This is a genomic window from Agrobacterium sp. ST15.13.013 (assembly GCF_027956525.1).
GTDB classification, from domain to species: Bacteria; Pseudomonadota; Alphaproteobacteria; order Rhizobiales; family Rhizobiaceae; genus Agrobacterium; species Agrobacterium salinitolerans.
This window is the reverse complement of the sequence record NZ_JAQKGP010000043.1, coordinates 1-19512: the sequence shown is the minus strand read 5'-3', so window position 1 is coordinate 19512 and position 19512 is coordinate 1. Positions and strand designations below refer to the sequence as shown.

At 58.1% G+C, this 19512-nt stretch carries 16 protein-coding genes, 1 tRNA gene and 1 pseudogene; 15 read left to right on the top strand and 3 right to left on the bottom strand.

What is annotated here, in order from left to right:
- The 11 genes and pseudogenes from PL597_RS25055 to rpoC form a co-directional block, all read left to right on the top strand.
- A pseudogene (locus PL597_RS25055) lies at positions 1–106 on the top strand (elongation factor Tu); the annotation flags it as partial.
- 251 nt (positions 107–357) lie between these two features.
- A complete protein-coding gene (locus PL597_RS25050; protein ID WP_271366568.1) occupies positions 358–1251 on the top strand; it encodes an NAD-dependent epimerase/dehydratase family protein in 894 nt (297 codons plus the stop codon).
- A 125-nt stretch (positions 1252–1376) separates the two neighbouring features.
- A tRNA-Trp gene (locus tag PL597_RS25045) sits at positions 1377–1452 on the top strand.
- A gap of 184 nt (positions 1453–1636) precedes the next feature.
- The gene (secE, locus tag PL597_RS25040) at positions 1637–1837 is read left to right on the top strand and encodes a preprotein translocase subunit SecE (RefSeq protein WP_271366567.1); all 201 of its coding nucleotides are present in this window, start codon (positions 1637–1639) and stop codon (positions 1835–1837) included.
- A gap of 45 nt (positions 1838–1882) precedes the next feature.
- Positions 1883–2413 (top strand): transcription termination/antitermination protein NusG, encoded by a 531-nt coding sequence (nusG, locus tag PL597_RS25035; protein ID WP_003523721.1) that lies wholly within the window; start codon positions 1883–1885, stop codon positions 2411–2413.
- A gap of 144 nt (positions 2414–2557) precedes the next feature.
- The gene (gene rplK, locus PL597_RS25030) at positions 2558–2989 is read left to right on the top strand and encodes a 50S ribosomal protein L11 (RefSeq protein WP_003523723.1); all 432 of its coding nucleotides are present in this window, start codon (positions 2558–2560) and stop codon (positions 2987–2989) included.
- Between the two features lie 2 nt (positions 2990–2991).
- Complete coding sequence (rplA, locus tag PL597_RS25025; protein ID WP_077981788.1) at positions 2992–3687, top strand: 50S ribosomal protein L1; 696 nt, start codon at positions 2992–2994, stop codon at positions 3685–3687.
- A 355-nt stretch (positions 3688–4042) separates the two neighbouring features.
- Positions 4043–4561, top strand: coding sequence for a 50S ribosomal protein L10 (rplJ, locus tag PL597_RS25020; RefSeq protein ID WP_004442637.1), 519 nt, complete (start codon positions 4043–4045; stop codon positions 4559–4561).
- 59 nt (positions 4562–4620) lie between these two features.
- The gene (rplL, locus tag PL597_RS25015; protein WP_077981787.1) at positions 4621–4998 is read left to right on the top strand and encodes a 50S ribosomal protein L7/L12; all 378 of its coding nucleotides are present in this window, start codon (positions 4621–4623) and stop codon (positions 4996–4998) included.
- Between the two features lie 262 nt (positions 4999–5260).
- The gene (gene rpoB / locus PL597_RS25010; RefSeq protein WP_080790399.1) at positions 5261–9397 is read left to right on the top strand and encodes a DNA-directed RNA polymerase subunit beta; all 4137 of its coding nucleotides are present in this window, start codon (positions 5261–5263) and stop codon (positions 9395–9397) included.
- A gap of 180 nt (positions 9398–9577) precedes the next feature.
- Complete coding sequence (gene rpoC / locus PL597_RS25005; protein WP_077981785.1) at positions 9578–13786, top strand: DNA-directed RNA polymerase subunit beta'; 4209 nt, start codon at positions 9578–9580, stop codon at positions 13784–13786.
- Positions 13787–13929: 143 nt separating this feature from the next.
- Here the strand turns inward: rpoC and PL597_RS25000 are convergent, their stop codons facing one another.
- The 3 genes from PL597_RS25000 to PL597_RS24990 all read right to left on the bottom strand — a co-directional run bounded on the left by PL597_RS25000 (position 13930) and on the right by PL597_RS24990 (position 15768).
- Positions 13930–15015: a helix-turn-helix transcriptional regulator gene (locus tag PL597_RS25000; RefSeq protein ID WP_269834228.1), complete on the bottom strand. Its 1086-nt coding sequence runs from the start codon at positions 15013–15015 to the stop codon at positions 13930–13932.
- Positions 15016–15113: 98 nt separating this feature from the next.
- Positions 15114–15464 (bottom strand): VOC family protein, encoded by a 351-nt coding sequence (locus tag PL597_RS24995; RefSeq protein WP_269834229.1) that lies wholly within the window; start codon positions 15462–15464, stop codon positions 15114–15116.
- A gap of 10 nt (positions 15465–15474) precedes the next feature.
- Entirely contained in the window at positions 15475–15768 is a 294-nt protein-coding gene (locus PL597_RS24990) for a transcriptional regulator (protein ID WP_065655890.1), read from the bottom strand.
- A 526-nt stretch (positions 15769–16294) separates the two neighbouring features.
- On the opposite strand from PL597_RS24990, the gene rpsL reads away from it, so the two are divergent.
- From rpsL to PL597_RS24970, 4 genes are all read left to right on the top strand, one after another.
- The gene (rpsL, locus tag PL597_RS24985) at positions 16295–16666 is read left to right on the top strand and encodes a 30S ribosomal protein S12 (protein WP_003507760.1); all 372 of its coding nucleotides are present in this window, start codon (positions 16295–16297) and stop codon (positions 16664–16666) included.
- Positions 16667–16743: 77 nt separating this feature from the next.
- The gene (rpsG, locus tag PL597_RS24980) at positions 16744–17214 is read left to right on the top strand and encodes a 30S ribosomal protein S7 (protein ID WP_003507761.1); all 471 of its coding nucleotides are present in this window, start codon (positions 16744–16746) and stop codon (positions 17212–17214) included.
- A 34-nt stretch (positions 17215–17248) separates the two neighbouring features.
- Positions 17249–19348: an elongation factor G gene (gene fusA / locus PL597_RS24975; RefSeq protein WP_065113660.1), complete on the top strand. Its 2100-nt coding sequence runs from the start codon at positions 17249–17251 to the stop codon at positions 19346–19348.
- Between the two features lie 65 nt (positions 19349–19413).
- Positions 19414–19512, top strand: a 99-nt coding sequence (locus tag PL597_RS24970) for a GTP-binding protein (RefSeq protein ID WP_032451213.1), incomplete at its 3' end; no start/stop codon positions are given.

Here is a 19512-nt window from a genome sequence, read left to right as displayed (position 1 = left end):
CGTCGAGCTGATCGTTCCGATCGCGATGGAAGAAAAGCTGCGCTTCGCTATCCGCGAAGGCGGCCGTACCGTCGGCGCCGGCATCGTTGCCTCGATCGTTGAATAACGATCGCTAACGATGCCGTAAGCCTGCCGATGGCAATTAAGATGTGCAAATGGCGCGCAAGCGCGATTTGCACGCGGCGCCGGCATCGTGGCTTCGATCGTCGAGTAATCTTTTCCCGCAAGGGATTTGAGAAAACCCCGCTGGAGACAGCGGGGTTTTTTGTTTTGTGCCGCACGGCTCAGAGGAGAGAATAGCTTTCGTTCTTCTCTCCGGGCTGCTACGTCATTGCCGGGGAGATAATGAGGAGTATCATGAAAAAGCGCATTCTATTTACCGGCGGTTCCGGCAAGGCGGGAAGGCATGTAATTCCTTGGCTTATCGACAAAGGGTATGACGTTCACAACATCGATCTCGTGCCTCTCGACAGGCCGGGCGTGACCAATCTCATCGTCGATATCAGCGACAGCGGGCAGGTCTTTAATGCCTTGTCGATGCATAGCAACTTTGCCGAGCTTGAAGGCGGGAAGGGCGTTCTGCCCTATGACGCGGTGATCCATTTTGCCGCCGTTCCCCGCATTTTGATAAAGCCTGATAACGAGACGTTCCGCATCAATACGATGGGAACCTACAATGTTATCGAAGCCGCGGTGAAGCTTGGTATTCGCAAGATCGTCGTCGCATCGAGCGAGACCACCTATGGCGTCTGCTTTGCCGAAGGCGATAAGGATTTCCATCATTTCCCGCTTGAGGAGGACTACGACGTCGATCCGATGGATTCATACGGACTGTCGAAAGTGGTGAATGAAAAGACCGCGCGGGCCTTTGCAGAGCGAAGCGGATACGACATTTACGCGCTGCGAATCGGTAATGTCATCGAACCTCATGAATATGAGAAATTTCCCGACTTCTTTGCCCGTCCTGAGACGCGTAAACGCAATGCCTGGGGTTACATCGACGCGCGTGATCTCGGTCAGATCTGTCATTTGTGCGTCGAGAAGGACGGTCTGGGCTATCAGGTCTTCAACGCCGTCAATGATAGTGCGACGGCGACGGTTCCCACGCGAGAGCTTGCGCGGACATATTTCCCTGGCGTGCAATTTCGTCGCGATATCGGGGACCATGAGGGATTGATCTCCAACCGCAAGATTCGCGAAGTTCTGGGTTTCAGGGAAGAACATGACTGGCGGAAATACGTCAAACCCTGACGGGTGCACGATTTTCGGGGGCGGAGTGGAAAAAACAAAAAACACACTTGCCATTCTTTCCCCTGCACCTTAAAGGAGCGCATACCGAATTGGCCAAGCGATTTCGCGGCCGGTTCAGGTGATGAAGGGGTATAGCTCAGTTGGTAGAGCGGCGGTCTCCAAAACCGCAGGTCGGGGGTTCGAGCCCCTCTGCCCCTGCCACTTTCCATTCGCAAGCGCGGTTTTCGCTGCATGGCAGATGGGGCCGGTTTACCGGCGAATTTCGCCGAATGTCGATTTCCTCTTGTTAAAAGTGGAATCGGTGTTTATGTAGGGTCAAAACAGACACGCGGTGCGTGGGGCTGATCAGTATCGGCTTTACGCGCCGTAATTGCGTGGGCAGTCAATGGCATCCAAAACCAATCCGTTTACGTTTCTGCAGCAGGTTCGCGCCGAAGCGTTAAAGATCACTTGGCCGTCGCGCCGCGAGACCATGATTTCGACGGCTATGGTGCTGGTGATGGTCATTTTTGCGGCTCTGTTCTTCTTTGCTGCGGACCAGCTCATCGGCTGGCTGCTCAGCCTGGTGCTGAGTGTGGGCCGGTAACGGCACGCTCAAGGGCCCGGTAGAAGGATCGAACGGAGAATAAAAATGGCAGCGCGCTGGTATATCGTTCACGCATATTCGAATTTTGAAAAGAAGGTCGCGGAGTCGATCGAGGAAAAAGCCCGTCAGAAGGGTCTGGATCATCTTTTCGAGAAAATCCTCGTGCCGACCGAAAAGGTGGTCGAGGTGCGTCGCGGCCGCAAAGTCGATAGCGAGCGCAAGTTTTTTCCAGGTTACGTGCTTGTGCGCGCCAACCTGACGGATGAGGCCTATCACCTCATCAAGAACACGCCGAAGGTTACCGGTTTCCTCGGTTCGGACAGTAAGCCTGTTCCGATTCCCGATTATGAAGCCGAGCGTATCCTCGGTCAGGTTCAGGAAGGTGTCGAGCGTCCGAAGTCTTCGGTTTCGTTCGAGATCGGCGAGCAGGTTCGCGTTTCCGACGGTCCTTTCGCGTCGTTCAACGGCGTGGTGCAGGATGTCGACGAAGAGCGTTCGCGCCTGAAGGTGGAAGTTTCGATTTTCGGCCGCGCGACACCGGTCGAGCTGGAATACAATCAGGTCGAAAAGGTCTGATTGGCGGGGTGAAGCCCCAAGCGCGTGGAAGGCTAACTGGCTCTTTAAGCCGGGGCAGGGCGCCGCACCACGCAACCGCAGCCGCCGGAGCAATCCGGCTTGAGAGAAGCCGGGTAACCGGTTTGAATTGAAAGGCAGAGAGATATGGCTAAGAAAGTTGCAGGCCAGCTCAAGTTGCAGGTAAAGGCCGGGGCGGCCAATCCGTCCCCGCCGATCGGTCCGGCACTTGGTCAGCGTGGCATTAACATCATGGAATTCTGCAAGGCGTTCAATGCCGCCACGCAGGAAATGGAAAAGGGTATGCCGATTCCGGTCGTCATCACCTATTACCAGGACAAGTCCTTCACCTTCGTCATGAAGCAGCCGCCGATGACGTATTGGCTGAAGAAGGAAGCTAAGATCACCTCCGGTTCCAAGACGCCCGGCAAGGGCGCCAAGGTCGGCTCCATCACCAAGGCTCAGGTCAAGACGATCGCTGAAGCCAAGATGAAGGATCTGAACGCAGCCGACATCGAAGGCGCAATGGCGATGGTTGAGGGCTCTGCCCGCGCCATGGGCCTGGAAGTGGTAGGTTGATCATGGCCAAGGTAGCAAAGCGCATTCAGAAGATCCGCGAAGGCGTGGATTCCAACAAGCTCTACGTTCTCACCGACGCCATTTCGATGGTCAAGGAACGTGCAGTCGCCAAGTTCGACGAAACCGTTGAAGTTTCGATGAACCTCGGCGTTGACCCGCGCCATGCGGACCAGATGGTTCGTGGCGTTGTCAACCTGCCGAACGGCACCGGCCGTGACGTTCGCGTCGCCGTCTTCGCACGTGGCGCCAAGGCCGATGAAGCTACGGCTGCTGGTGCTGACGTTGTTGGTGCAGAAGAGCTGGTTGAAATCGTTCAGGGCGGCAAGATCGACTTCGATCGTTGCATCGCGACCCCGGACATGATGCCGCTCGTCGGCCGTCTCGGCAAGGTACTCGGCCCGCGTGGCATGATGCCGAACCCGAAGGTCGGAACCGTGACCATGGACGTTGCCGGTGCCGTCAAGGCATCCAAGGGCGGCGCTGTCGAATTCCGCGTCGAAAAGGCCGGTATCGTACACGCTGGCGTTGGCAAGGCTTCGTTCGATGCCAAGGCTCTTGAAGAAAACATCAAGGCTTTTGCCGATGCCGTCATCAAGGCAAAGCCGGCTGGCGCCAAGGGTAACTACGTCAAGCGCGTGGCGATCTCCTCGACAATGGGTCCGGGCGTCAAGATCGATCCTTCGTCGGTCACCGCTTAATAAATTCTCGCGCTCCCCAGGGGAGTGTGAATAAAAGAATTTCCGGCTCCCAGGGAGCCGGAGATTTCCGGGGAAACCCGGAACTCCTGTCCGAGATTGCGGGTGGCCTTGTCTTTCGGGATTTGGCCTTAATCATTTAGCCTGCATGAGACGGGTGAGGCTGGATTTGAGGCATCTTTCGATGCCTGACTGTCCGGTTCGAACCTGGTGTGCCTGTGCCTGAAGCCGTTTGCGGCGACAGAGCGGGGGACAGGATCCTCGAGCGTCGCTCGGGATCTTTGTAAAAAGGTCCCTTGGGGCAAAGGCAAACCCGACGGGTTCACAATCATGTGGTCCCGTCTACTGGAGACAGACAGTGGAAAGAGCGGAAAAACGCGAATTCGTCACGGAGCTGAACGAAGTCTTCAAGGCTTCCGGTTCGGTTGTCGTGGCCCACTATGCTGGTGTCACCGTTGCGCAGATGAACGACTTCCGTTCGAAGATGCGCGCTGCCGGAGGCACCGTCAAGGTCGCGAAGAACCGCCTGGCCAAGATCGCTCTTCAGGGTACGGAGTCGGAAGGGATGACCAATCTCTTCAAGGGACAGACGCTGATTGCATACAGCACTGACCCGATGATCGCTCCGAAAGTCGTCATGGATTTCGCCAAGACCAACGACAAGGTCGTTGTTTTGGGCGGCGCCATGGGCGCAACCACGCTCAACGCCGAAGCAGTCAAGTCGCTTGCGACCCTGCCTTCGCTCGACGAGCTGCGTGCAAAGCTGCTGGGCCTTCTCAATGCCCCGGCAACTCGCGTCGCAACGGTTGTTGCAGCACCGGCAAGCCAGCTTGCCCGCGTGTTCTCGGCTTACGCCAAGAAGGACGAAGCCGCTTAAGGCGGTTTTTCGCTGTAAATATTCAAACTGGTTCGAACTGAACAAAAGGAACTATCAAAATGGCTGATCTCGCAAAGATCGTAGAAGACCTCTCCTCGCTGACCGTTCTGGAAGCTGCAGAACTGTCGAAGCTTCTTGAAGAAAAGTGGGGCGTTTCCGCTGCTGCTCCGGTAGCTGTTGCTGCTGCTGGCGGTGCTGGCGTTGCTGCTGCTGTTGAAGAAGAAAAGACCGAGTTCGACGTTATCCTGGTTGACGCTGGCGCCAACAAGATCAACGTCATCAAGGAAGTTCGCGGCATCACCGGCCTCGGCCTCAAGGAAGCCAAGGACCTCGTCGAAGGCGCTCCGAAGCCGGTCAAGGAAGCTGTTTCCAAGGCTGAAGCTGCTGATCTCAAGAAGAAGCTTGAGGACGCAGGCGCCAAGGTTGACGTTAAGTAATCTTGCGATTGCTGGCGGGAAGGGGCTTTATGTCCCTTTCCGTCGTCATCGTTTTTAAAACTCATTACCCAAAAGCCGCGTGAAAATGGCTTTTGGGTAATGGGTTCTTCAAGAGAATGGTTCCGAACCGGCTCATCTAGGCAATCCGGCCTGATCGATCCGGGATGTGGAACGAGATTGATGATACCCATTGCTTGACGGGATCGACTGGCCATCGGTTCCCGTCCGTTGCAGGCCCGGATGCAATTTTAAAGGAGCGACGATGGCTCAGACCCTTTCGTTTAACGGTCGCAGGCGCGTACGCAAGTTTTTCGGCAAAATTCCAGAAGTAGCGGAAATGCCGAACCTCATCGAGGTTCAGAAGGCTTCGTATGACCAGTTTCTCATGGTTGACGAGCCCAAGGGTGGCCGTCCCGACGAGGGATTGAATGCCGTATTCAAATCCGTATTCCCGATCACCGATTTCTCGGGCGCGTCCATGCTTGAATTCGTGTCCTACGAATTCGAAGCGCCGAAGTTCGACGTCGAGGAATGCCGTCAGCGCGATCTGACCTATGCAGCGCCGCTCAAGGTGACTCTGCGTCTCATCGTGTTCGATATCGATGAAGATACGGGCGCGAAGTCCATCAAGGACATCAAGGAACAGTCCGTCTACATGGGCGATATGCCGCTCATGACCAATAACGGTACGTTCATCGTCAACGGCACCGAGCGCGTCATCGTTTCGCAGATGCACCGTTCGCCGGGCGTGTTCTTCGATCACGACAAGGGCAAGAGCCATTCTTCCGGCAAGCTGCTCTTTGCTGCCCGCGTCATCCCGTATCGCGGTTCCTGGCTCGACATCGAGTTCGACGCCAAGGACATCGTCTATGCGCGTATCGACCGCCGCCGCAAGATCCCCGTGACCTCGCTGCTGATGGCGCTTGGCATGGACGGCGAAGACATTCTGTCGACCTTCTACACCAAGGCTTCCTATGAGCGCGACGGCGACGGCTGGCGCATTCCCTTCCAGCCCGAGACGCTGAAGAACGCCAAGGTCATCACCGACATGATCGACGCCGATACCGGCGAAGTCGTGGTCGAAGGCGGCAAGAAGCTGACCCCGCGCCTGATCCGCCAGCTGACGGAGAAGGGCCTGAAGGCGCTGAAGGCGACCGACGAAGACCTTTATGGCAACTATCTGGCCGAAGACATCGTCAACTACGAGACGGGTGAAATCTATCTCGAAGCCGGCGACGAAATCGACGAGAAGACCCTCGGTCTCATCCTGCAGTCGGGCTTCGACGAGATTCCAGTCCTCAACATCGACCACGTCAATGTTGGTGCCTATATCCGCAACACGCTGTCTGCCGACAAGAACGAGAACCGTCAGGAAGCCCTGTTCGACATCTACCGCGTCATGCGTCCGGGTGAGCCGCCGACCATGGAATCGGCGGAAGCGATGTTCAACTCGCTGTTCTTCGATGCAGAGCGTTACGATCTGTCGGCCGTCGGCCGCGTCAAGATGAACATGCGCCTCGACCTCGATGCGGAAGACACCGTGCGCACGCTGCGCAAGGAAGACATCCTCGCGGTTGTCAAGATGCTGGTCGAACTGCGCGACGGCAAGGGCGAAATCGACGACATCGACAACCTCGGCAACCGCCGTGTTCGCTCTGTCGGCGAACTGATGGAAAACCAGTATCGTCTGGGCCTTCTGCGCATGGAACGTGCGATCAAGGAACGTATGTCCTCGATCGAAATCGACACCGTGATGCCGCAGGACCTGATCAACGCGAAGCCGGCAGCCGCGGCTGTTCGCGAATTCTTCGGTTCCTCGCAGCTTTCGCAGTTCATGGACCAGGTGAACCCGCTTTCGGAAATCACCCACAAGCGCCGTCTTTCGGCTCTTGGACCGGGTGGTCTGACCCGCGAGCGCGCTGGCTTCGAAGTCCGCGACGTTCACCCGACCCATTACGGCCGTATTTGCCCGATCGAAACGCCGGAAGGCCCGAACATCGGTCTGATCAACTCGCTTGCAACCTTCGCCCGCGTCAACAAGTACGGCTTCATCGAAAGCCCGTACCGCAAGATCGTCGAAGGTAAGGTGACCAATGACGTGATCTACCTCTCCGCGATGGAAGAGGCCAAGTATTACGTCGCGCAGGCCAACGCGCCGCTCAATGAAGACGGTTCGTTCTCGGAAGAGTTCGTCGTCTGCCGTCACTCGGGCGAAGTTATGCTCGCACCGCGTGACAACATCAACCTGATGGACGTTTCGCCGAAGCAGCTCGTTTCGGTCGCAGCGGCGCTCATTCCGTTCCTGGAAAACGACGACGCCAACCGCGCTCTCATGGGCTCGAACATGCAGCGTCAGGCCGTTCCGCTTCTGCGCGCCGAGGCGCCGTTCGTCGGTACCGGCATGGAGCCGATCGTCGCCCGTGACTCCGGCGCTGCCATTGCGTCCCGTCGCGGCGGTGTCGTCGATCAGGTGGATGCGACCCGTATCGTTATCCGCGCCACGGAAGACCTCGATGCCGGCAAGTCCGGTGTTGACATCTATCGTCTGCAGAAGTTCCAGCGTTCGAACCAGAACACCTGCGTCAACCAGCGTCCGCTGGTTTCCGTCGGCGACATCATCTCCAAGGGCGATATCATCGCGGACGGTCCGTCGACCGACCTCGGCGATCTGGCTCTCGGCCGCAACGCGCTCGTCGCGTTCATGCCCTGGAACGGCTACAACTACGAAGACTCGATTCTGATGTCGGAGCGTATCGTTTCCGATGACGTGTTCACCTCCATCCACATCGAAGAATTCGAAGTGATGGCGCGCGACACGAAGCTTGGTCCGGAAGAAATCACGCGCGACATTCCGAACGTTTCGGAAGAAGCGCTGAAGAACCTCGACGAAGCCGGTATCGTGTACATCGGTGCGGAAGTTCAGCCGGGCGACATCCTCGTCGGCAAGATCACGCCGAAGGGCGAAAGCCCGATGACGCCGGAAGAAAAGCTTCTGCGCGCCATCTTCGGTGAAAAGGCTTCCGACGTTCGCGACACCTCCATGCGCATGCCTCCGGGCACGTTCGGTACGGTCGTGGAAGTCCGCGTCTTCAACCGTCACGGTGTGGAGAAGGACGAGCGCGCGATGGCTATCGAGCGCGAAGAGATCGAGCGTCTGGCGAAGGACCGCGACGACGAGCAGGCGATCCTCGACCGTAATGTCTATGGCCGTCTGATCGACATGCTGCGTGGTCAGGTTTCGATTGCCGGGCCGAAGGGCTTCAAGAAGGGCGTCGAGCTCTCCAACGCCGTCGTCTCCGAATATCCCCGCTCGCAGTGGTGGATGTTCGCTGTCGAAGACGAGAAGGCTCAGTCCGAGCTGGAAGCGCTTCGCGGCCAGTACGACGAATCCAAGTCGCGCCTTGAACAGCGCTTCATGGACAAGGTCGAAAAGGTCCAGCGTGGCGATGAAATGCCTCCGGGCGTCATGAAGATGGTCAAGGTCTTCGTTGCCGTTAAGCGCAAGATCCAGCCGGGCGACAAGATGGCCGGCCGTCACGGCAACAAGGGCGTTGTCTCGCGCATCGTTCCGGTCGAGGACATGCCGTTCCTCGAAGACGGCACGCATGTCGACATCTGCTTGAACCCGCTCGGCGTGCCTTCGCGCATGAACGTCGGCCAGATCCTCGAAACCCACCTCGCATGGGCATGCGCAGGCATGGGCAAGAAGATCGGCGAGATGCTCGAAGAGTATCGCAAGACGATGGACATCAGCGAGCTTCGCAGCGAGCTGACGGAAATCTACGCGTCTGAAGCCAATGACGAGGTTCAGAGTTTCGATGACGACTCGCTTGTCAAGCTTGCCGAAGAAGCCAAGCGCGGTGTTTCCATCGCGACCCCGGTCTTCGACGGTGCGCACGAGCCTGACGTCGCCGCGATGCTGAAGAAGGCAGGTCTGCATGAATCCGGTCAGTCCGTTCTTTATGACGGTCGTACCGGTGAGCCGTTCGACCGTAAGGTCACCGTCGGCTACATGTACATGATCAAGCTGAACCACCTTGTTGACGACAAGATCCACGCTCGTTCGATCGGTCCTTACTCGCTCGTTACCCAGCAGCCGCTGGGCGGCAAGGCGCAGTTCGGCGGTCAGCGCTTCGGGGAAATGGAAGTCTGGGCTCTGGAAGCATACGGCGCGGCTTACACGCTGCAGGAAATGCTCACCGTCAAGTCGGACGACGTGGCGGGCCGCACCAAGGTCTACGAAGCGATCGTCCGTGGCGACGACACCTTCGAGGCCGGTATTCCGGAGAGCTTCAACGTTCTCGTCAAGGAAATGCGGTCGCTGGGTCTTTCGGTCGAACTGGAAAACTCGAAGATCGAGAACCAGCCCGAAGACCAGCTGCCCGACGCGGCGGAATAAGACGATAGAGGCGGGCGCCTGCAAGGGCGCCTGCCGGTTTCCCGGACGGTATTGGCCGGTTCGGGACACTTTCGCCGCATTATGCGGTTAATCCGTATTTAAAGCTCTGGACGGCGACCCGGGAAGAAGCCGGTCCGGATGCAAACAGGGGCAGCAGCTAGCCTCTCAAGGAGACAAGGCATGAACCAAGAGGTCATGAATCTTTTCAATCCTCAGGTGCCTGCGCAGCATTTCGATTCCATCCGGATTTCGATCGCTTCGCCGGAAAAAATCCTGTCGTGGTCCTACGGCGAGATCAAGAAGCCGGAAACCATCAACTACCGTACGTTCAAGCCTGAGCGTGACGGTCTTTTCTGTGCGCGTATCTTCGGACCGATCAAGGACTATGAGTGCCTGTGCGGCAAGTACAAGCGCATGAAGTACAAGGGCATCATCTGCGAAAAGTGCGGCGTCGAAGTGACGCTGTCGCGCGTTCGCCGTGAGCGCATGGGCCATATCGAGCTCGCAGCGCCGGTTGCCCACATCTGGTTTCTGAAGTCGCTTCCTTCGCGTATCTCGACCCTGCTCGACATGACGCTGAAGGATGTCGAACGCGTTCTCTATTTCGAGAACTACATCGTCACCGAACCCGGTCTTACCTCGCTCAAGCAGAACCAGCTTCTGTCTGAAGAAGAGTACATGATTGCCGTCGACGAGTTCGGCGAAGACCAGTTCACCGCCATGATCGGCGCTGAAGCCATCTACGAGATGCTGGCTTCGATGAATCTGGAAAAGATCGCCGGCGACCTGCGTGCCGAACTTGCTGAGACCACGTCCGATCTCAAGCAGAAGAAGCTGATGAAGCGCCTGAAGATCGTCGAGAACTTCATGGAATCCGGCAACCGCCCGGAATGGATGATCATGAAGGTCGTCCCCGTGATCCCGCCGGACCTGCGTCCGCTGGTTCCGCTGGATGGCGGCCGTTTCGCGACGTCCGACCTCAACGATCTCTATCGCCGCGTCATCAACCGTAACAACCGTCTGAAGCGCCTGATCGAGCTTCGTGCGCCTGGCATCATCATCCGCAACGAAAAGCGTATGTTGCAGGAATCCGTCGATGCGTTGTTCGATAACGGCCGTCGCGGTCGCGTCATCACGGGTGCCAACAAGCGTCCGCTGAAGTCGCTCTCCGACATGCTCAAGGGCAAGCAGGGCCGCTTCCGCCAGAACCTTCTCGGCAAGCGCGTCGACTATTCCGGCCGTTCGGTCATCGTGACCGGTCCGGAACTGAAGCTGCACCAGTGCGGCCTGCCGAAGAAGATGGCGCTCGAACTGTTCAAGCCGTTCATCTACGCCCGCCTCGACGCCAAGGGTTACTCCTCGACCGTCAAGCAGGCCAAGAAGCTGGTTGAAAAGGAAAAGCCCGAGGTCTGGGATATCCTCGACGAGGTGATCCGCGAACATCCGGTTCTGCTGAACCGCGCACCGACGCTGCACCGTCTGGGCATCCAGGCTTTCGAACCGATGCTGGTCGAAGGCAAGGCCATCCAGCTGCACCCGCTCGTCTGCACGGCCTTCAACGCCGACTTCGACGGTGACCAGATGGCTGTTCACGTTCCGCTTTCGCTGGAAGCCCAGCTGGAAGCGCGCGTGCTGATGATGTCGACCAACAACATCCTGCATCCGGCAAACGGCCACCCGATCATCGTTCCTTCGCAGGACATGGTTCTCGGCCTGTACTACCTGTCGATCATGAACCAGAACGAGCCGGGCGAAGGCATGGCCTTCTCCGACATCGGTGAGCTGCATCACGCGCTTGAAAACAAGGTCGTGACGTTGCATGCCAAGATTCGTGGACGCTTCAAGACCGTGGATGCCGATGGCAAGCCGGTTTCGAAGATCCATGAGACGACCCCTGGCCGTATGCTCATCGGCGAACTTCTGCCGAAGAACGTCAACGTGCCTTTCGACGTCTGCAACCAGGAAATGACCAAGAAGAACATCTCCAAGATGATCGACACGGTCTACCGTCATTGCGGCCAGAAAGACACGGTCATCTTCTGCGACCGCATCATGCAGCTCGGCTTCAGCCACGCCTGCCGCGCCGGCATTTCGTTCGGCAAGGACGACATGGTCATTCCGGACAGCAAGGTGAAGATCGTTGGCGACACCGAAGCTCTCGTGAAGGAATACGAACAGCAGTACAATGATGGTCTCATCACCCAGGGCGAAAAGTACAACAAGGTTGTCGACGCCTGGGGCAAGGCGACCGAAAAGGTCGCCGAAGAAATGATGGCACGCATCAAGGCTGTCGAGTTCGATCCGGAAACGGGCCGCCAGAAGCCGATGAACTCCATCTACATGATGTCCCACTCGGGTGCTCGTGGTTCTCCGAACCAGATGCGTCAGCTGGGCGGCATGCGCGGCCTGATGGCGAAGCCGTCGGGTGAAATCATCGAGACGCCGATTATCTCGAACTTCAAGGAAGGCCTGACCGTTAACGAGTACTTCAACTCGACCCACGGTGCCCGTAAGGGTCTCGCAGACACCGCCCTGAAGACCGCGAACTCCGGTTACCTGACCCGTCGTCTCGTCGATGTCGCGCAGGATTGCATCGTCAACTCCAGGGATTGCGGCACCGACAAGGGCCTCACCATGACGGCCATCGTCGATGCCGGTCAGGTCGTTGCTTCGCTCGGCGCACGTATCCTCGGTCGTACGGCTCTGGACGATATCGACAACCCGGTCACCGGCGAAAACATCGTCAAGGCTGGGACTCTGATCGACGAAGCGGACGTTGCGACCATCGAAAAGGCCGGCATCCAGTCCGTCCGCATCCGCTCTGCGCTTACCTGCGAAGTGCAGATCGGCGTCTGCGGCGTCTGCTACGGTCGTGACCTTGCACGCGGTACGCCTGTCAACATGGGCGAAGCCGTTGGCGTCATCGCCGCGCAGTCGATCGGTGAACCGGGCACGCAGCTCACCATGCGTACCTTCCACCTTGGCGGTACGGCAAACGTGGTCGACCAGTCGTTCCTCGAAGCGTCGTATGAAGGCACGATCCAGATCAAGAACCGCAACATCCTGCGGAACTCCGAAGGCGTTCTCATCGCCATGGGCCGTAACATGTCCGTTACGATCCTTGACGAGCGCGGCGCGGAACGTTCCACGCAGCGTGTCGCTTACGGTTCGAAGATCTTCGTGGACGATGGCGACAAGGTAAAGCGTGGCCAGCGTCTTGCAGAGTGGGACCCCTACACCCGTCCGATGATGACGGAAGTGGAAGGTACCGTTCACTTCGAAGACCTCGTTGACGGCCTCTCCGTTCTGGAAGCGACCGACGAATCCACCGGCATCACCAAGCGTCAGGTCATTGACTGGCGTTCGACGCCGCGCGGTTCGGATCTCAAGCCTGCGATCGTCATCAAGGACGCGTCCGGTGCTGTTGCGAAGCTTGCCCGTGGTGGCGAAGCCCGCTTCCAGCTTTCGGTTGACGCCATCCTGTCGGTCGAGCCGGGTGCGAAGGTCTCCCAGGGCGACGTGCTTGCACGTTCGCCGCTGGAAAGCGCCAAGACGAAGGACATCACCGGTGGTCTGCCGCGCGTTGCCGAACTGTTCGAAGCCCGTCGTCCGAAGGACCACGCCATCATCGCAGAGATCGATGGTACGATCCGCCTCGGCCGCGACTACAAGAACAAGCGTCGCGTGATGATCGAACCTGCGGAAGACGGCGTCGAGCCAGTCGAATACCTGATCCCGAAGGGCAAGCCCTTCCACCTTCAGGAAGGCGACTATATCGAAAAGGGTGAATACATCCTCGACGGTAACCCGGCACCGCACGACATTCTGGCGATCAAGGGTGTGGAGGCTCTGGCTTCCTACCTCGTGAACGAAATCCAGGAAGTCTACCGACTGCAGGGCGTTGTGATCAACGACAAGCACATCGAGGTGATCGTTCGCCAGATGCTGCAGAAGGTTGAGATCACCGATGCTGGTGACAGCCAGTATATCGTTGGCGACAATGTCGACCGTATCGAGATGGAAGACATGAACGACCGTCTGATCGAAGAGGGCAAGAAGCCTGCGTATGGCGAGCCGGTTCTGCTCGGCATCACCAAGGCTTCGCTGCAGACGCCGTCCTTCATCTCGGCCGCATCCTTCCAGGAGACCACCAAGGTTCTCACGGAAGCTGCGATTGCCGGCAAGACGGACACGCTGCAGGGACTCAAGGAAAACGTCATCGTCGGCCGTCTCATCCCGGCCGGTACCGGCGGCACCATGACGCAGATCCGCCGCATCGCCACCTCGCGCGACGACCTCATTCTCGAGGAACGCCGCAAGGGTACGGGCGCAGGCTCTGCGAACCAGATGCTGCAGGACATGACGGACCAGGCTCCGGCCGCCGAATAAGGCGGGAAGGGCAGGGGCTTTGCGAAGCCCCTCCGAAATTCAGAGCAAGACGCCCGGAGCAATCCGGGCGTTTTTTGTTTTGCGGAATTCGGGGTTGGTCATCCCTCGTCAGTGAACTCGGATATTCATCCCGGCGCGATGGGTTAGCCCTGCCCGGGGATGTTATAGCGGGTGAGAACGGAAAGCCGGCGAACGAGATCGGTCTTGCCGGTGCTGCCGGTCTTTGCATAGATCGACTTGGCGTTGCTTCGAACGGTTTCGTGGGAGACTTTCAGTTGCTTCGCCACGGCTGGAAGCGAAAGCCCCTTCATGATTTCCAGCGCTACCCGCGCTTCGCCATTGGTGAGATCGTAGAGACCCTTCAGCAATGTGTTAGCATCGGCAATGGCACCCGTCGGTTGCGATACGAGCACGATGGCGTTGCCGTTGGGTGAAAAATCCAGTGCGCTCTTGCGCAGCGGTATGAGGTGAAGAATGCAGGCGCCGTCAGCGCTGGCGGGGAGAGGGAAGGAGCCGGCGTCTTGCCCGGAGAGTGCCTTGTAGAGCAGTCGGTTCACTCCCTCATCGGCAATGGAGATCCTCTCGCGCGTGCGGGCGGAAAAGCATTTCTGTAATGACAGGAACAGATCGTTGGCCGAGAGGATGCGCCCGCTCGTCTGCAGCACGGCGGCCGGCGCGCCAATGGCGTTGAGACCAAAGGTCATCGCATCAGCCTTCTGACGCTGCAACTGTGTTGCGAGGGTGAGGCTGCGGGCGATATGCGGCCTCAGTCCGCCGAGTGCAGCCATGGTCTCAGGCGTGATGACGCCTGCGTCGAGCCTGCGTTCAAACAGCACTGTCATTTCCGGATGGCCGGGTGGAGCGACCTGCGTTGCTGCGCCGTAGCCCAGACCGCGGGGCACGAGAAAGTCACGAACGATCGGCAACTCGGCCCATTCCTCATGGTTGAAGACGTCCAAATCCTGCGCGAAAGAGAATTGGCCTTCCCGCGCGATGCGGCTGAGGCGATCATTGCGATGGTTCCAGCCGCCCGCCACGAAGTCCTTCATCAGTTCCTGAAAGCTGGGCGTGTAAAGCCAGACCTGGTCTTCTCCCTTGCCCCAGGTAATCGCGCCGCCCCAGAAATTCAGATGGCGGCAAACAGCTACCAGAACCTGCATCCAGCGGTCAGGAAAAAGCGCCGCTTCATAAATGTTATCGATGATGTCTGCCGACGATATAGTATCCAACCCGCCACCGAAAATTTGCGTTGGAACTATTCTAGGCTGATGCGGGCCAGATGTTCAATGTATAAAGAATTAATACTATTGTATCCAAAGTATATAATCTATGAGTGACTTAATATATTGATGAGCTTGCCGAAGGGATCGCGCACGAACAGGCGCCGTACACCCCACGCCTCGACTGCGGGGCCGTATTCGATCGGCAACTCGGCCGTCAGGATTCGGGCGTGGACCTCGTCGAAATCGTCGACCTCGATGGAGAGGTCCGGCACATCCGTGCCGGAGCCACCTTCGCGTGCGAAACTCACCTGAGCCCGCGCTTCGAGTGGGCTCGTATGGGTGACGATCCAGCCATGATCCATGGCGACGGGCATGCCGAGAATGTCACCGTAGAACGCCTGAGCCCGCGCGGGCTCTGGCGTTGCTATATTGGCGACGATACGTCTAACCGCCATGGCTTGAACCTCAGGCGAAGCGGATGATGGCGACTTCGCCTTCGAGAGCTCCCTGATAGGCGGAGGCGTGCGGCTCTTCATCCGGGATATCGGTCAGCATGCCGATCTGGTCGAGATCGGCTTCGATGAAGCCTTCCTCGGAAAGCGCGTTCAGCGTTTCGCGCACGGCGGTATCGTCGTCCGGCGCCCTGAGGATGACGTGAATGTCGATACCCTCGGAGTTGTCGGTCTCATATGCCTTGCCGATGACGATGAAGACCATCGGCTCGTCGCGTCCGTTGTCGTTGTCGGGGAGGGTGCTCATGACGCGTTCCTTGATCTATCGTTGCTGTCATGCGGGCCGATGGAATCGGTCCCGCGGGTGGCGAGACCGATCCGGCCCGCCCTGAGGGAATCAATAGACGGATTTTATGAAAAGCCAAAGCGCGGAGGTTAAAATCGCTGCCTTCTGCGCAGACTTATGTTAAAGCGCGTTGGAAATGCCCCGGGCGTGGGCTTTGCGGCCAGGGGTGGCGGCGCAAAATGTGGATTCACCCTTGACGAAAGCTGGCTAAAACAGTAGTACGCCCGCCATCGGAGCCTCTGTGGGTGCTGGCCGTTCGGTAAGCTTTTTCCCGAACATCATCTCAAACGGGTCTCCATTGCACGTAGAAGACACGAATGTTGCACGCAAGACGCCTCATCCGGTGTCCTCTGCTCTTGGTGGTCCATCCGTGAAAACGGATCGGGCCACGTTTTGCGCATGAGGATATATGCGTGCATCGTCGCCGGCAACGGCATAGCCGCCACCCGTGAGGGTGGCTAAAGTAGTTTTTGCAAGGGATGGTTATATGCCTACCGTAAACCAGCTGATCCGCAAGCCTCGCCAGGCACAGGTAAAGCGCAACAAGGTTCCTGCTCTTCAGGAAAACCCGCAGAAGCGTGGTGTTTGCACCCGCGTTTACACGACGACCCCGAAGAAGCCGAACTCGGCTCTGCGTAAGGTTGCCAAGATCCGTCTCACCAACGGCTTTGAAGTTATCGGCTACATTCCGGGCGAAGGTCACAACCTTCAGGAACACTCCGTGGTCATGATCCGCGGCGGCCGCGTAAAGGACTTGCCGGGTGTGCGTTACCACATCATCCGCGGTGTTCTCGATACCCAGGGCGTCAAGAACCGCAAGCAGCGCCGCTCCAAGTACGGTGCGAAGCGTCCGAAGTAATTCGGTCTAAACAAATTCCGGCGCTGCGCGAGGTTCTCCGCGTGGTTTAGCGTCAATAACATTGAGAGACAAAGAATATGTCCCGTCGCCACAGTGCAGAAAAGCGTGAGATCAACCCGGACCCGAAGTTCGGCGATCTGGTCGTCACCAAGTTCATGAACGCCATCATGCTTCACGGCAAGAAGTCGGTCGCAGAAAGCATCGTTTACGGCGCATTCGACGTCGTTCAGGGCAAGACGAAGCAGGAGCCGCTCGGCGTGTTCCACTCCGCCCTCGACAACGTCGCTCCGCACGTTGAAGTGCGTTCGCGCCGCGTTGGTGGTGCAACCTACCAGGTCCCGGTCGACGTTCGCCCCGAGCGCCGTCAGGCCCTCGCTATCCGCTGGCTGATCACGGCTGCCCGCAAGCGCAACGAAACGACCATGGTCGATCGCCTTTCCGGCGAACTCATGGACGCTGCGAACAACCGCGGTTCCGCTGTCAAGAAGCGCGAAGACACGCACAAGATGGCCGACGCCAACCGCGCATTCTCGCATTACCGCTGGTAATCTTAACCGGTCGCATATCGAAAGGCAGTCCATTATGGCTCGCGAATATAAAATCGAAGACTACCGCAATTTCGGTATCATGGCGCATATCGACGCCGGCAAGACGACGACCACCGAGCGTATTCTTTATTACACCGGTAAGTCGCACAAGATCGGCGAAGTTCACGATGGCGCAGCCACGATGGACTGGATGGAGCAGGAGCAGGAGCGTGGTATCACCATCACGTCTGCTGCGACCACGACCTTCTGGAAGGGCCGTGACGGCAAGACCCGCCGCTTCAACATCATCGACACCCCCGGCCACGTCGACTTCACCATCGAAGTCGAGCGTTCGCTGCGCGTTCTCGACGGCGCGATCGCTCTGCTCGACGCCAACGCCGGTGTTGAGCCGCAGACGGAAACCGTCTGGCGTCAGGCTGAGAAGTATCATGTTCCGCGCATGATCTTCTGCAACAAGATGGACAAGACCGGTGCTGACTTCTACCGCTCGGTAGAAATGATCAAGACCCGTCTCGGCGCTACCGCCGTCGTCATGCAGCTGCCGATCGGCGCTGAGACCGAGTTCAAGGGCGTCATCGACCTGGTCGAAATGAATGCTCTCGTATGGCGCGACGAATCGCTCGGCGCTCAGTGGGACGTCGTCGAAATCCCCGAGGACATGAAGGCCAAGGCTGAAGAATATCGCGAAAAGCTGATCGAAACTGTTGTTGAGATCGACGAAGAAGCGATGGAAGCCTACCTCGAAGGTAACTATCCGGATAACGACAAGATTCGTGAACTGGTTCGCCGCGGCACCATCGACGTGAAGTTCCACCCGATGTTCTGCGGTACCGCGTTCAAGAACAAGGGCGTTCAGCCGCTGCTCGACGCCGTCGTCGACTACCTGCCTTCGCCGCTGGATATTCCGGCGATCAAGGGCATCGACGCCAAGACGGAAGCCGAAATCGAGCGTCACGCTGACGATTCCGAGCCGCTGTCCATGCTGGCCTTCAAGATCATGAACGACCCCTTCGTCGGTTCGCTCACCTTCGCACGCATCTACTCCGGCAAGCTCGAAAAGGGCACGTCGGTCATGAACACGGTCAAGGACAAGCGCGAGCGCGTCGGCCGTATGCTGCAGATGCACTCCAACAGCCGTGAAGACATCGAAGAAGCCTATGCAGGCGACATCGTTGCTCTGGCCGGTCTGAAGGAAACCACCACGGGTGACACGCTCTGCGATCCGCTGAAGCCGGTTATCCTCGAGCGCATGGAATTCCCCGAGCCGGTCATTCAGATCGCGATCGAGCCGAAGACCAAGGGCGACCAGGAAAAGATGGGCCTCGCGCTCAACCGTCTGGCTGCAGAAGATCCGTCCTTCCGCGTCAAGACTGACGACGAATCCGGCCAGACCATCATTGCCGGCATGGGCGAACTTCACCTCGACATCATCGTCGACCGTATGCGTCGCGAGTTCAAGGTTGAAGCTACCGTCGGTGCGCCGCAGGTTGCCTACCGCGAAACGATCACCCGTCAGCACGAAGAAGACTACACGCACAAGAAGCAGTCCGGTGGTACCGGCCAGTTCGCCCGCGTGAAGATCATCTTCGAACCGAACCCCGAAGGCGAAGACTTCAAGTTCGAGTCGAAGATCGTCGGCGGTGCTGTTCCGAAGGAATACATCCCAGGCGTTCAGAAGGGTATCGAAAGCGTTCTGTCTTCCGGTCCGCTGGCTGGCTTCCCGATGCTCGGCGTCAAGGCGACGCTGGTTGACGGTGCATTCCACGATGTCGACTCGTCGGTTCTCGCCTTCGAAATCGCATCGCGCGCCTGCTTCCGTGAAGCAGCGAAGAAGGCTGGCGCACAGCTTCTCGAGCCGATGATGAAGGTCGAAGTCGTAACGCCGGAAGACTATGTCGGCGACGTTATCGGCGACCTGAACTCCCGTCGTGGTCAGATCCAGGGCCAGGAAAGCCGTGGTATCGCCGTCGTCATCAACGCGCATGTTCCGCTCGCGAACATGTTCAAGTACGTCGACAACCTGCGCTCCATGTCGCAGGGTCGCGCGCAGTACTCGATGACGTTCGACCACTATTCGCCGGTTCCGTCGAACGTGGCGCAGGAAATCCAGGCTAAGTACTCCGGTCAGAAGTGATCGGGGTACGCCCCACCGAATTTTGAAGATTATTCCCGTCAAGGGACAAGAATGGAGAGCCACTAATGGCAAAGAGCAAGTTTGAGCGGACGAAGCCGCACGTCAACATTGGCACGATCGGTCACGTTGACCATGGCAAGACGTCGCTGACGGCGGCAATCACG

What these genes read in the sequence shown, in the direction of transcription:
- rplK (WP_003523723.1), top strand. Translation starts at nt 2,558, where the DNA reads ATGGCTAAGAAAGTTGCAGGCCAGCTCAAGTTGCAGGTAAAGGCCGGG.
- rpsL (WP_003507760.1), top strand. Translation starts at nt 16,295, where the DNA reads ATGCCTACCGTAAACCAGCTGATCCGCAAGCCTCGCCAGGCACAGGTA.
- PL597_RS24990 (WP_065655890.1), bottom strand. Translation starts at nt 15,768, where the DNA reads ATGAGCACCCTCCCCGACAACGACAACGGACGCGACGAGCCGATGGTC.
- rpsG (WP_003507761.1), top strand. Translation starts at nt 16,744, where the DNA reads ATGTCCCGTCGCCACAGTGCAGAAAAGCGTGAGATCAACCCGGACCCG.
- nusG (WP_003523721.1), top strand. Translation starts at nt 1,883, where the DNA reads ATGGCAGCGCGCTGGTATATCGTTCACGCATATTCGAATTTTGAAAAG.
- rpoC (WP_077981785.1), top strand. Translation starts at nt 9,578, where the DNA reads ATGAACCAAGAGGTCATGAATCTTTTCAATCCTCAGGTGCCTGCGCAG.
- PL597_RS25050 (WP_271366568.1), top strand. Translation starts at nt 358, where the DNA reads ATGAAAAAGCGCATTCTATTTACCGGCGGTTCCGGCAAGGCGGGAAGG.
- PL597_RS24995 (WP_269834229.1), bottom strand. Translation starts at nt 15,464, where the DNA reads ATGGCGGTTAGACGTATCGTCGCCAATATAGCAACGCCAGAGCCCGCG.
- fusA (WP_065113660.1), top strand. Translation starts at nt 17,249, where the DNA reads ATGGCTCGCGAATATAAAATCGAAGACTACCGCAATTTCGGTATCATG.
- rplA (WP_077981788.1), top strand. Translation starts at nt 2,992, where the DNA reads ATGGCCAAGGTAGCAAAGCGCATTCAGAAGATCCGCGAAGGCGTGGAT.
- rpoB (WP_080790399.1), top strand. Translation starts at nt 5,261, where the DNA reads ATGGCTCAGACCCTTTCGTTTAACGGTCGCAGGCGCGTACGCAAGTTT.
- secE (WP_271366567.1), top strand. Translation starts at nt 1,637, where the DNA reads ATGGCATCCAAAACCAATCCGTTTACGTTTCTGCAGCAGGTTCGCGCC.
- rplL (WP_077981787.1), top strand. Translation starts at nt 4,621, where the DNA reads ATGGCTGATCTCGCAAAGATCGTAGAAGACCTCTCCTCGCTGACCGTT.